13 protein-coding genes are annotated in these 13,220 nt (G+C 37.0%); 10 read left to right on the top strand and 3 right to left on the bottom strand.

What is annotated here, in order from left to right:
• Nucleotides 1-294 precede the first annotated feature (294 nt).
• Complete coding sequence (gltX, locus tag EAL04_RS01725) at nt 295-1,686, top strand: glutamate--tRNA ligase (RefSeq protein WP_120972859.1); 1,392 nt, start codon at nt 295-297, stop codon at nt 1,684-1,686.
• An 86-nt stretch (nt 1,687-1,772) separates the two neighbouring features.
• Here the strand turns inward: gltX and EAL04_RS01730 are convergent, their stop codons facing one another.
• From EAL04_RS01730 to modA, 3 genes are read right to left on the bottom strand one after another with little or no spacing between them, the layout of a single operon-like run.
• A complete protein-coding gene (locus tag EAL04_RS01730) occupies nt 1,773-2,570 on the bottom strand; it encodes an ATP-binding cassette domain-containing protein (RefSeq protein ID WP_000588435.1) in 798 nt (265 codons plus the stop codon).
• A complete protein-coding gene (gene modB, locus EAL04_RS01735; RefSeq protein WP_120872388.1) occupies nt 2,567-3,241 on the bottom strand; it encodes a molybdate ABC transporter permease subunit in 675 nt (224 codons plus the stop codon). The genes EAL04_RS01730 and modB overlap by 4 nt, the downstream gene beginning before the upstream one ends.
• Before the next feature lie 21 nt (nt 3,242-3,262).
• Complete coding sequence (gene modA / locus EAL04_RS01740; protein ID WP_120972861.1) at nt 3,263-4,003, bottom strand: molybdate ABC transporter substrate-binding protein; 741 nt, start codon at nt 4,001-4,003, stop codon at nt 3,263-3,265.
• Nucleotides 4,004-4,228: 225 nt separating this feature from the next.
• Here modA and EAL04_RS01745 point away from each other — a divergent pair, with 225 nt between their 5' ends.
• The 9 genes from EAL04_RS01745 (at nt 4,229) to EAL04_RS01785 (ending at nt 13,177) form a co-directional block, all read left to right on the top strand.
• Nucleotides 4,229-4,789 carry an outer membrane beta-barrel protein gene (locus EAL04_RS01745; protein WP_097702569.1) on the top strand — a complete coding sequence of 187 codons (561 nt, stop codon included), beginning with the start codon at nt 4,229-4,231 and terminating at the stop codon, nt 4,787-4,789.
• Nucleotides 4,773-4,955: a hypothetical protein gene (locus EAL04_RS08050; protein ID WP_120972863.1), complete on the top strand. Its 183-nt coding sequence runs from the start codon at nt 4,773-4,775 to the stop codon at nt 4,953-4,955. The genes EAL04_RS01745 and EAL04_RS08050 overlap by 17 nt, the downstream gene beginning before the upstream one ends.
• A 152-nt stretch (nt 4,956-5,107) precedes the next feature.
• The gene (locus EAL04_RS01755; protein WP_000431990.1) at nt 5,108-6,358 is read left to right on the top strand and encodes a cation:proton antiporter; all 1,251 of its coding nucleotides are present in this window, start codon (nt 5,108-5,110) and stop codon (nt 6,356-6,358) included.
• Between the two features lie 97 nt (nt 6,359-6,455).
• On the top strand, nt 6,456-8,192 hold the full coding sequence (locus EAL04_RS01760; protein ID WP_120972865.1) for a M3 family oligoendopeptidase: 1,737 nt from the start codon (nt 6,456-6,458) through the stop codon (nt 8,190-8,192).
• Nucleotides 8,177-8,665 (top strand): hypothetical protein, encoded by a 489-nt coding sequence (locus EAL04_RS01765; RefSeq protein ID WP_120972867.1) that lies wholly within the window; start codon nt 8,177-8,179, stop codon nt 8,663-8,665. Before EAL04_RS01760 ends, EAL04_RS01765 begins: the two co-directional genes overlap by 16 nt.
• Nucleotides 8,666-8,676: 11 nt before the next feature.
• Nucleotides 8,677-10,164 carry a DUF5644 domain-containing protein gene (locus EAL04_RS01770; protein ID WP_120972869.1) on the top strand — a complete coding sequence of 496 codons (1,488 nt, stop codon included), beginning with the start codon at nt 8,677-8,679 and terminating at the stop codon, nt 10,162-10,164.
• 1 nt (nt 10,165) lies between these two features.
• The gene (locus EAL04_RS01775; protein WP_001874938.1) at nt 10,166-10,480 is read left to right on the top strand and encodes a hypothetical protein; all 315 of its coding nucleotides are present in this window, start codon (nt 10,166-10,168) and stop codon (nt 10,478-10,480) included.
• 9 nt (nt 10,481-10,489) lie between these two features.
• Nucleotides 10,490-11,257, top strand: coding sequence for a TerB family tellurite resistance protein (locus EAL04_RS01780; protein ID WP_120972871.1), 768 nt, complete (start codon nt 10,490-10,492; stop codon nt 11,255-11,257).
• Between the two features lie 24 nt (nt 11,258-11,281).
• Complete coding sequence (locus EAL04_RS01785; protein ID WP_120972873.1) at nt 11,282-13,177, top strand: motility associated factor glycosyltransferase family protein; 1,896 nt, start codon at nt 11,282-11,284, stop codon at nt 13,175-13,177.
• Nucleotides 13,178-13,220: the final 43 nt, after the last annotated feature.

Below are 13,220 nucleotides of genomic sequence, written 5' to 3' on the forward strand. Positions count from 1 at the left end.
GTTTTGAGCGTTAGAAATCGTTTGGATGCGTTCTTGATTCAAAAAGGGGTTATTGTGCTCAACGGCATGACTGATGGAATATTCAAAACCCACGCTCGCATACGCCCCATTTTCTTCAGCGATACAAAAAGATAAAAATAATAAAGATAAAGGAAATAAGGTTTTTTGAAATTGCATGGGTGATCCTAATTAAAAATAATCTCAATGATACACTAATTTTAATAGAAAAAAGTGAAACCATTTTTAAGCCATTTTTGAATACAATAAGAGTATTTTATTTTTAAGGTTAGAATAATGAGTTTGATCGTTACGCGCTTCGCTCCATCGCCCACTGGCTACCTCCACATAGGAGGCTTAAGGACAGCCATTTTTAATTATCTTTTTGCACGAGCCAATCAAGGAAAGTTTTTTTTACGCATTGAAGACACGGATTTGAGCCGTAACTCCATAGAAGCGGCTAACGCCATTGTAGAAGCTTTCAAATGGGTGGGGCTAGAACACGACGGAGAAATCCTCTACCAATCCAAACGCTTTGAGATTTATGAAGAATACATTCAAAAACTCTTAGACGAAGACAAAGCCTATTATTGCTACATGAGTAAAGAAGAGTTGGACGCTTTGAGAGAAGAACAAAAAGCTAGGAAAGAAACCCCACGCTATGACAATCGCTATCGTGATTTTAAAGGCACACCCCCTAAAGGCATAGAGCCTGTGGTAAGGATTAAAGTCCCGCAAAATGAGGTGATTAGTTTTAATGATGGGGTTAAAGGCGAAGTGAAAGTGAACACTAACGAACTAGACGATTTTATTATCGCCAGGAGTGATGGGACGCCCACTTATAATTTTGTGGTTACCATTGATGACGCTTTAATGGGGATTACTGATGTGATTAGAGGCGATGATCACCTTTCTAACACCCCTAAACAAATCGTTCTCTATAAGGCTTTGAATTTTAAAATCCCTAATTTTTTCCATGTGCCGATGATTTTGAACGAAGAAGGGCAAAAACTAAGCAAACGCCATGGGGCCACTAATGTGATGGATTATCAAAAAATGGGCTATCTTAAGGAAGCTTTAGTGAATTTTTTAGCGCGTTTGGGGTGGAGCTATCAAGATAAAGAGATTTTTAGCATGCAAGAATTATTGGAATGTTTTGACCCTAAAGATTTAAATTCTTCGCCCAGTTGCTTTAGCTGGCACAAGCTTAATTGGCTCAACGCTCATTATTTGAAAAACCAAAGCGCACAGGAATTATTAGAGCTTTTAAAGCCTTTTAGTTTTAGCGATCTCTCTCATTTAAACCCCGCTCAATTGGATCGCTTGTTGGACGCTCTCAAAGAAAGATCTCAAACCTTAAAAGAATTAGCCCTTAAAATAGATGAGGTTTTAATCGCTCCTATAGAGTATGAAGAAAAGGTTTTGAAAAAACTCAATCAAGCGATCGTTATGCCCTTGTTAGAAAAATTTAAACTGGCGTTAAATAAAGCTGATTTCAACGATGAAAGCGCGCTAGAAAACGCCATGCACCAAATCATTGAAGAAGAAAAGATTAAAGCGGGTAGCTTCATGCAGCCTTTAAGATTGGCCCTTTTGGGCAAGGGAGGCGGGATAGGCCTTAAAGAAGCGCTTTTTATTTTAGGCAAAACAGAGAGCGTCAAAAGAATAGAAAAGTTTTTGAAAAGCTAAAAAATTGGCTCTCTAAAATGGGTGCATAAAGTTTGCATTTTTTGAAAAATAAGAGGGTTTTAAGAGGAAAATGAAAAAAAATATTTCTAAAATTTTTTGCCTTGATTGAAATCAAGCTTAAAAGTTGGGTTCAGACAATCTTTGGGCAAACTAATCGTTTGAGGAATGACCTCATAATGGCAATAATTTTCATCTTCAAAGAGAGGTTTTATCAACAAGCGGTTTGAAAAAAGCCGATTTTCTTGATTAGGATCAATAACGCCATTGTTTAAAAAGAGGAAAGTTTGTGCGAGTTTGGTTATTTCATTGGGGTTATGGCTTACCAATAACACGCTTAAATTTTCACGCTTGATAAAATCAAGCAAACCTTGTTGCACTTCGTTTTTTAAGGCGTTATCTAGGGCGTTTAAAGGCTCATCTAAAAGCAATAAATTCTTGGCTGCGATTAAAGCTCTTGCTAAAGCGACTCGTTGGGCTTGTCCGCCAGAGAGTTGAAGAATTTTTTGCTGGCTTAGATTTTCTAAACGCATTAAGCGTAACACTTCGTGGATTTTATTTTTATCTTTAGGGTGAGCAAAGGCGATGTTTTGATACACATTTAAATGAGGGAATAGAGCGTAATCTTGAAACACAAAGCCGATTTTTCGTTGTTGTGGTTTTAAAAAAATCTTTTTTTGAGTGTCTAGCCACACTGAACGATTGACTTCAATATAGCCGCTACTCACCGCTTCAAGCCCCGCTAAAATGCGTAAAATCGTGCTTTTACCCGCTCCCGATTCTCCCAATAAAGCGACAACTTCTGCTTCCTTAATTTCTAAGTCTATATTCAAATCAAACGCGCCCCTAGATCCTAAAAGGCGTTTTTTAAACCGCGCTTTTATCATAAAAACGAGCTTTGTTTTTTATTCAAAAATAGGGTAACAAACAAGAGGCTAAAACTGATAATCGTGAGCGTTAAGGCGTATTGATGGGCTTTAGGGTAATTGAGCGCTTCAGCTTCGTTAAAAATCGCAATGCTAGCCACTCTTGTTTCCCCTAATATATCACCCCCAAGCATCACCACCACGCCAAATTCGCCTATAGTGTGCGTAAAAGTTGTGATGATAGCCATCAATAAACTGGGTTTGATGTTAGGGAGTAGGACAAAAAAAAGGGTGTAATATTCCCCCTTACCCAAGCTATAACTGGCTTCTTTTAAAGAAGTGGGCAAGGAAATTAATGCGCTTTTAATGGGGCTTACCATAAAGGGTAAGGAAAAAATCACACTCCCTAAAATAAGCCCTTGAAAACTAAAAACAAGTTTCACATTTAACGCATCTTGTAAAAACGCTCCCAAAAAAGAAGAAGGCGAAAAGATCAAAAGAAGATAAAACCCTAGCACGCTTGGGGGTAAAACTAAAGGCATATACACAAGCGTTTCTGTTAAACTCGTTAAAAGATTGCGTTTAAGGCTTAAAAAATAGCCCAAAAAAATCCCTATAGGGAGTAAAATAAGGGTGGTAATCAAAGCTAAAGAAAAGCTCAAACGCATGGTAATCAAAAACTCATGATCCATTGTTCGCCTTTTTTATGCGTTTTAATCCACAATATAGCCGTATTCTTTAAAGATAGCTCTAGCTTTAGGGCTGAATAAAAAATCTTTAAAAACTTTGGCTAAAGGGTTATTAGCCCCATTTTTAGTGATGATCAAGGCTTGTTCAATAGGGTTATAAAGGGCTTTATCAATGATGAAATAAGAGAGGTTTTTATCTTTTTTATCCATCAAGGATAACGCTCCAAAGCCTATTTGAGCGTTTTTAGTAGCGACAAATTGATGGGCTTGAGAAATAGAAGCGCCATAAATGATTTTAGATTTAAGACTGGAAGCAAGTTTTAAATGATCTAAGACTTCCATGCTGGCTTTTCCATAGGGGGCTAGTTTAGGATTAGCTATAGCGATATATTTAATTTTAGGGTCTTTAAGAATTTCTAAAGAATCCATTTTTAGATTTTCGCTCCATAAAACCAACACGCCTTTAGCATAGACTTCTTCTTTAAAAGGGGTTATTTTTTCATCATAAAGCTTTTTAGGTCTAGCAATATCTGCTGAAATGAATAAATCAAAAGGGGCGTTTTGAGCGATTTGAGCGTAGAGTTTGCCTGAAGAATTAAAACTAATTCTAATAGCGTCTTTTGGGTGTTCTTTTTGAAATTCTTTAACAAGGGCTTTTAAAGCGCGCGTGAGGTTAGCAGCAGCAGCGATTTTTAAATCCTGTGCCAACAGAGCGCTTGAAAAAAATACGATTAACAAGGCAAACGCTTTGAAAGTATTTTTCATAGAACTCCCTTTGATTAAATGATTGAAGTTATTGATTATACCTATTTGTATCTTAAAAATTTGTATTTTAAAAGTTTGAGGCGGTTTGTTTTGTGGGCGTATCCCACTTATCAGTATTTAACCAAGATTTCCACTCTAAAACCCTCATCTTTGATAAAAAATTAAATCTTTTAGAAAAATAACCGATTTTAGGGTGTAACTTTAATTCAACAAGAAGGATTTATTATGATTAAAAGAATTGCTTGTATTTTAAGCTTGAGCACGAGTTTAGCACTAGCTGGCGAAGTGAATGGGTTTTTCATGGGTGCGGGTTATCAGCAAGGTCGTTATGGTCCTTATAACAGCAATTACTCTGATTGGCGCCATGGCAATGATCTTTATGGTTTGAATTTCAAATTAGGTTTTGTAGGCTTTGCCAATAAATGGTTTGGGGCTAGGGTGTATGGCTTTTTAGATTGGTTTAACACTTCAGGGACTGAACACACCAAAACCAATTTGCTCACCTATGGTGGCGGTGGCGATTTGATTGTCAATCTCATTCCTTTGGATAAATTCGCTCTAGGTCTCATCGGTGGCGTTCAATTAGCCGGAAACACTTGGATGTTCCCTTATGATGTCAATCAAACGAGATTCCAGTTCTTATGGAATTTAGGCGGAAGAATGCGTGTTGGGGATCATAGCGCGTTTGAAGCAGGCGTGAAATTCCCTATGGTTAATCAGGGCAGCAAAGATGTAGGGCTTATCCGCTACTATTCTTGGTATGTGGATTATGTCTTCACTTTCTAATTCATTCTTTCATTCGCTCTTCTTCATCAAATCAAACCCTAGCCAACTCTTAAAAGGTTGGGGTTCAAAAATCTTTTTCATAAATAGAAAGTTTGTTTTAGTGCAGTATAATCCTAGCGTTTCAATTTTTATTTTACTCAATAGGGTGTTTGGTGTTGGCGTTTGAAAGCGGATTTAGTGAGATTTAAATAATAAATTACTTATATATATTTGATAGATATTATTTTATTTAATAGTGTTATTTAATGGCTCAATTTAATAGGATAGTTTCGTTTTTATTTCTTTAAAACAAATCGATTCTACCGGGGAAAGGTTTTTATGGAAAACAGCACACTTTATATTGTTATTGCTGGCTTATGGCTTGCTGTAGGCTTTGGAATCTTTTTAAAGAAATTAGACATGCCCGTTATCATTGGTTACATTTGCACAGGAACGGTTTTAGCGGCTTTTTTTAAAATTAATGATTTTAATTTGTTGTCTGATATTGGTGAATTTGGTATCGTTTTTTTAATGTTTATGATAGGTATTGAGTTTAATTTTGACAAGCTCAAGTCCATCAAACAAGAAGTGCTGGTTTTTGGGCTTTTACAAGTCGTTTTGTGCGCTTTAATCGCTTTTTTAGTGGGGTATTTTATTTTGGGTCTTTCGCCCATTTTTTCCCTTGTTTTAGGCATGGGGCTTTCGCTCTCTTCAACCGCTATTGTGCTGAAATTCTTTGAAGATTCCAAACAGCTTAGCACGCCTATGGGAAAGAGCGCGGTGGGGATTTTGATTTTCCAAGATATTGCAGCCATTCCCATGCTTTTAATTTTGACGATTCTAGGCAGTAAAGATTCTAATGTTAATTTACTCATTCTCAAAACCTTTATTTCAGCAGGGATTATTTTAGTTCTTTTGCTATTGCCTGGAAAAAAAGGGGCTAATCTCATCTTAGAGCAAGCAAAAGACACGCGCCTGCCTGAAATCTTTATAGGCACGATTTTAGTGATTGTTTGCAGCGCGGCAGGGTTGAGCCATTTTTTTGGGTTTTCTATGTCTTTAGGAGCGTTCATTGTGGGCATGGCGATTTCTAAATCGCGCTATAAAATCAATGTCCAAGAAGAATTTGCGCAATTAAAAAACCTCTTCTTAGCCCTTTTTTTCATTACGATAGGGATGCAAATTAATGTGAGTTTCTTTATGGAGAAGTTCTTTGTTGTCATCTTCTTACTCATTTTAGTGATGGGTTTTAAGACAGCTATCATTTATGCGCTTTTGCGTTTTTTTAGAGACGCTAAAACTGCCATAAAAACCGCTCTTTCTTTAGCGCAAATCGGGGAGTTTTCTTTTGTTATCTTTTTAAATTCAGGCTCGCACCAGCTCTTTAATTTGCAAGAAAAAAAAGGGATTCTTGGTTTTTTACACCAAAAAAATATCTTAAGTATCGCTCAAAATGACATCCACCAACTCCTTATTCTCATGGTGGTCTTTTCTATGTTGGCAACCCCTTTTATTTTAAAATACCTAGAATCTATCGCTCAATTTATTTTGCACCAAAAGAGCCAAGAAAATGAGCCGGCTAAAAAATAATGGCGTAAAAACCAAATGATAAGTTTGCTTGTATTGTCAGTGTTATGTTAAAATACAGGCATATTTTAACTCCAAATTGGTATAAAAAGGGGATTTCATGAAAGAACAAGAATGGGATTTAAGCGCTTTATTTGAAAATAAAGAAAGCGCAGAAGAATTTTTAAAAACCTTACAAACAGAAGCGCAAGAATTTGAGAGCACTTATCAAAATAACCTTAAGAATTTAGACGCTGCAAAATTTGCCGACGCTCTTAAACATTACGAAAATTTGTTAGAAAAAATCTCTAGAGCGATGACTTACGCTCAATTGCTTTTTGCTAAGAACACCAAAGAAACGAAGTTTTATTCGCAGTGCGAAATGGCTTGCGCAAATATCCAACAACACCTTTTATTCTTTGAAATTGAATTTAAGAATTTGGACGCTAAAAAACAACTCGCTTTCATTAAAAGATGCAAAGATCATGCTTTTTATCTAAACAATCTCATAGAAAAGAAAAAGCACACCCTAAATTTAGATGAAGAAAAGATCGCTCTAGCCCTTTCACCTGTGGGAGTGGGCGCGTTTAGCCGTCTTTTTGATGAGCATTTTTCTTCTTTGAAAATCCCTTTTGAAGAGCAAAATTTAAGCGAAGAAGAAATTTTAGCCCTCTTGCACAACCCCAAACGCAAGATTCGTAAAAAATCTCAAAAAGCTTTCAGCAAAGCGTTAGAAAAATCCCGCCCTTTACTCACTTACATTTTAAACATGGTGCGTAAAGACTTGCTTATTGAAACCAAGCTGAGAAAATACGACAAAAAAGAAAGTTTCCGCCACATTGACAACCAAATCTCGCAAGAGAGTGTGGATAGCATGATAGAGATTGTGAACGCTAACTTTTCTTTAGTGCATCGTTACTACCATCAAAAAGCGCAAATTTTAGGGCATAAACTCAAAGATTACGACCGCTACGCTCCTTTAAACGATGAGAGCATCACCATGACTTACTCTCAAGCTTTAGAAGAAGTGCTTAAAACCCTTAAAGCCTTTAGCCCTGAATTTCACAAAATCGCTTCTAAAGCGATCAAAGAAGGCTGGGTGGATTCACACCCTAAAGATTTTAAGCAAGGCGGGGCTTTTAGCCATGGCGCGGTGCCTAGCGCTCACCCTTATGTGTTGTTAAACTACACAGGAAACCGCCGAGACGCTTTCACTATCGCTCATGAATTTGGGCATATGATCCACCAAGAATTGTCCAAAAAACAAGGCGTATTGAACATGGATACACCTTTAACCACCGCAGAAACCGCTTCTGTCTTTTCTGAAATGCTGTTTTTTGAGCATTTGAAAAAGGGTTTGAAATCTGACGAGCTTCTTTTCATGCTGGCAGGCAAACTAGAGGATATTTTTTCTACGCTTTTTAGGCAAGTGGTGATGACTAATTTTGAAAGAAGAATCCATGAAATGGATGAAGAATTAGACACCAAAGATTTTGATCGAATCTGGTTTGAAGAAAATCAAAGAATGTTTGAAGACAGCGTGAAACTCACTAAAAATTACCATTTGTGGTGGAGCTATATCCCCCATTTTATCCATTCGCCTTTTTATTGCTACGCTTATAGTTACGGGCAGCTTTTGACTTTAGCGCTTTATGGGCTTTATAAAAAAAGCGACGCTAAAGAATTTGTTAAAACTTACACGGAATTTTTGAGTTTAGGAGGGTCAAAAAGCCCTAAAGAATTAGTGTCCATGTTTGGCTTTGACATTGATAGTAAGGAATTTTGGGAAATTGGCATGCAAGAGGTGCGTCATTTGTTAGAAGAATTTGAAAGGTTGCTCGCATGCGAAGAGAATTAAGGCTTTTAAACAACAAGCATTGCATTGAATACTTGCAATTTCTGTCCAAAAACCATTTGAGTTTTAACCTTTTGTGCGAAAGGGATGCGATTGATTTTTCCCCCAAGCTCCCTAAAGAAATCCATGAAAAATTCGGCGCGTTAGTGCTGTTTGTTTTAGCCGGATACACCTTAGAGAGTTTGATGATTGATGTGCAAAGCGTGCAATTTGAAGCCGGGTTTGGCCCTAATAATATTGGTAGCGTGGTTCAAGTAGGGCTTTCTGGCATCATTCAAATCCTTATCAAAGAAAAAAATGAAAATATCGTTTTATTCAATCGTTGCGATTCGCTTGAGTTGTTTCAAAAAGAAGAGCCAATCACACAAGAGCCAAAGAAAGACGAACGAGAGTCTAAAGAATGGCTAGATTCTAAAGAGGCTCTTTTTTCCAATTCCAAAAACCGCGCGATTTTAGAAAATTTACACAAAAGCTAAAGGACTGATTAATGAGCGTTTTGAAATTGCATGTAAAAGTCTTTCGTTTTGAAACCAACAAAGATTACAATCCAGCTTATGAGTCTTATTTTTTAGAATACCAAGAAGATCAATACCTTTTGGATCTTTTAAAACAACTCAAAGGCGTGAGCTATAATGAAAACATCGCGCTTAAAATCAACCAGATTGCGGTGTTTGAGGACGCTAAAGTGAGCGATTTAGTGGCGTTTTTTTCTAAAGAATGGGTGCTAGATCCCCTATCCAAACGATACGCTTTAAAAGACTTGATGATTGATGAGAAGGCGGTTTTAAAAAACTATGAAGATTTTTTCAAACAAATCCCCTACATCACTAAAGGCGAAAAAGAAGAATTAGAAAAGTTTATTCAAATCAATTTTATCAACCCCCAAACCAACCCTAAATATCTGGGCGATGGCTTTTTCTTGTATGTTAAATGGCTGATGAAGCGCTACCCTACAGAGCGCAACCGGTTGTTAGAGATGATTTCTCAGCCTGAAAGCGGCGTGATGAATTTTTTAAGCGTGGCGCATTACCTCTATAAAAACGATGATAACATTGACCATGAAATCTATGAATTGCAAGAAATCCTAACCAATTCCAAAATCAAGCCATGGAAAGATTTTTCTAAAAACCTTTTAAGCCTTTTTCAATACAACTCTAACCCCCCTAAAACGCCTAACCCCCCTAAAACTTGCGCGCTCTTTAACGCTTATGCGAAGCATTTAGACGCGCAATCGCTTCTCAAAAGCGCTAAGCTCTATTTAGAAAAAATGGGGCAAAAAGTCATTGATCTGCCTTTTTGTTATGATGGGGGCTATTATGGGAAGATTATCAGCACGCATGATTTCCTTACCGCTTCTGCGTATAATCTGGCTCTAGCCAAAGCCAATGGCGTTTCACTCATTTTTTGCGAAGAAGATGCGTATTTGAATATCTTGCATGCTAAAGAAGTTTTAGACAACAACCCTGAAATCATCAACTCCGTCAATGAAAAATTGAAAAAATACCAGCTCGTTTATGAAAAAGGCGTTGAGGTCGTCTATCTTAATGAATGGGTTAATGAATTTTTGGCATGGGAATTGAAAAGCCCTTTTGATGCGTTTTTAGGGGCTGAATTTTCTCGCATTAAACGAAGCGATCATTTTTTCAATAAAATCCATTTAAAAGCCCCCCATTTTTTAGAGTCTTTTCAAAATTACGCCCCCCTTTTGGAAGTCAATGAAGTAAGCGGCTTGCTCCAGTGCGCGCATTTACGCTATTTGGGGATTGATTTGGGGGCGGATTTTTTAATTACGCATTCTTTAGGGCTTTTTCACGCTTTTGAAAATTTAAGCTTAAAAGCTTCAAAAGTTTATAAAAGAGATAATGATAATACCCCCACTTTATTTTTACCTCAAATCGCGCTAATGGCTATGGGGGAAAAAAACACGCAAGCTTTAGGGCTTGATACGCATTATCATAAGGTTACTTTCATTTAAAATGAACGCTTTTTTAAAACTCGCTCTCGCTTCTTTGATGGGAGGGCTTTGGTATGCTTTCAATGGCGAAGGCTCTGAAATTGTCGCTATAGGGATTTTTGTGTTGATTTTGTTTGTCTTTTTCATCCGCCCTGTGAGTTTCCAAGACCCAGAAAAACGAGAAGAATACATAGAACGGCTTAAAAAAAACCATGAGAGAAAAATGATCTTACAAGACAAGCAAAAAGAAGAACAAATGCGCCTTTATCAAGCCAAAAAAGAGCGAGAGAACAGGCAAAAACAAGACCTTAAAGAACAAATGAAAAAATACTCATAAAGGAAAAAGATGGAAATCATTTTATTGATTATCGCAGCGGTTGTGTTGTTTTATTTTTACAACACCCTCAAAGAATATTTGAAAAACCCCCTAAACCCTAAAACCAAAACCGAAGAATACGACTTGAAAAATGACCCCTATTTGTTAGCGCAATCTAGCCCCCTAGACAAATTCAAGCAAACCCAAACGGGCGCGTATATGCGTCTTTTAAAATTTTTGGACATTCAAAAAAACGCTTTGGATAACGCCTTAAGAACGCTTTTTATCCATGAATTAGAGCAGCCCTTAAACAGCGAACAGCAAAATTTAGCCAAAGAGCTTCTCAATGAGCCTGTGGATCAAAAAGAAAATTTTGAATCCTTATGCCAAGAAATCGCCGATCACACGCATGGGGAATACGCCAAACGCCTGAAATTAGTGGAATTTCTTATGTTATTGGCCTATGCTGATGGGATACTAGATAGCAAGGAAAAAGAATTGTTTTTAGATGTGGGGGCGTTTTTGCAGATAGACAATCACGATTTTAACGAGCTTTATGATAATTTTGAACGCTTCAATGCAATAGAAATCCCTATGTCTTTAGAAGAAGCAAAAAGTCTTTTTGAAATCCAAACTACCACCGCCAAGCAAGATTTAGAAAAAAAAGCTTTGGATTTAAGCGCTCCCTACTACCATAAAATGAATGACAACAAACGCTACAGCGAACAAGATTTTATCTCTTTGAAAAAAATCGCCCTCGCTTCCCAACTTTTAGAAAAAGATTTAAAAGACTCATAGGGGTGTGATGAAAAAAGCTATTGAATGCCCTTTTTAAAAGCCCTAGAATCTTTTGATGTGCCCTTTTTAGAACAAGAAATTTCAAAGCGTTTTAGGGATAATTTAGTTTTTTTCAAATCCTATCACCCCCATCTGTTTAACGCCCTCAATACGCCTTTTAAAAATTACCAATTGCTTTTTGAAAACAACCACTTCAACCTCTTACACACGCCCACAAACGCTTTAAGCTACCCCAAAAATCAAATGATAGAAACCGCTTTCAACATGGCTTCTAACCCCTTGAATAATCCCAGATGGTCATTAGACAATAACCACCTCTCTTTACATTATTTAAAATCTCAAAACAACCCCAAACTCCCCCTAACCCTTAAAGCCACGCATGCCATCTCAAACTTTTTAGATAATCATCAAACGCCTTGCTCTTTAAAGAAATTTTTACCCCCTACCATGATTTATGGCGTTTTAGACGGCTTGTTTTTGGCTATTTTACAGGCTCAAAATTACCGCTTCCATTCGCTTTATTTGTTTGAAGAAAATTTAGATTTGTTTAAAATCAGCTGTTATTTTGTGCGTTATGAAGATTTGATTATAAAAGGGGCTAAACTATTCGTTCAAGGGTTTTTTAACCCTAATGAATTGAAAATGGATTTTTTGAAACGCCCTGTTACGCATTCTTTTTTAAAATTAGAAATCATGCCCTATAAAAGCGCTTTCAATATGCGCATGCGAGAAAACATTCAAAGCTATTACAAACAAGCCTTAAGGGGTTGGGGGAGTTTTGAAGATGAATTACTAGGGCTAAAGAACACGCTCAAAAATTTACCCTTATACCAAACCCTAAAGATTAAACCTAAAAAGATTAACGCCCCTATTTGCGTGGTGGGTAATGGGCCAAGCCTGGATTTGTTGCTAGATTTTTTAAAAGAAAATGAAAAAAATTGCATCATTTTTTCATGCGGAACCGCTTTAAAGCCTTTAAAAGTGCATGGCGTTAAAGTGGATTTTCAAATAGAAGTGGAGCGCATAGACTATCTTAAAGAGGTTTTAGAAAACGCCCCCCTAGAAGACACCCCCTTAATGGGGGCTAACATGCTCAATCCTAACGCTTTTAATGTAGCCAAAGAAGCGTTAATGTTTATGCGTGGGGGGAGCGCTTGCGCGTATATAAGCCCTTTAAGCATAGAATACGCAGCGCCTTTTGTGGGCAATGCCGGGGTGGCTTTAGCGGGTTTGATGAGCGATGAAATCTATTTGTGCGCTTTAGATTGCGCCTATATCAAAGGGTTTAAAAAGCACGCTAAAAATTCCTATTATGAAAACGAAAAAGAAATTGACACTTCGTCTTTAATCAGCGTAGAGGGTAATGTTGAAGGTTATGAAACTTTTAGCGACTCGCTTTTTTTGCTCTCTAAAGAAAGGATTGAAGAAGCCCTTCATTATTACCAACCTAAAAAAGTCTATAATTTGAGTTATGGGGCTAAAATCAAGCATGCTGTTAGCCTCAATCATTCTCAAGTGAAATTGAAACAAATCAACAAACAAGAAGCTACCGCTCGCATTAAAAGCATGTTTAGCCCTAGAGATAACCATACTAAGGATTTAAACAATTTACAAAAAAATCTGATGAGTTTTAAAGAGGATTTTTTAAAATATTTAAACACGCCTTGTAAAACCAAGCAAGAAATATTTGAATGGGTGGATAGCTTGAGTGGGTTTTGCCAAACAGCCAGTGCTAAAACCCCCACTATAGGCATTTTATTTGAAGGGAGTATCGCTCATATTTTACAAAGCGTTCTAATCGTTTCATTGCATCTTAACGAAAATGAGCTGACGCATTTTATCAAATTCTCTCAAAACGCCTTGAAACAATTCCTTAAAAAAGCTTGTTTGTTATTGCAAATGCAACTCAAACAACCATGATTTTTATTTTTACATTATAATAACAACCTTAAATCAAAGAGGT

It is taken from the genome of Helicobacter pylori (genome assembly GCF_003638305.1).
Lineage (GTDB): Bacteria > Campylobacterota > Campylobacteria > Campylobacterales > Helicobacteraceae > Helicobacter > Helicobacter pylori_DJ.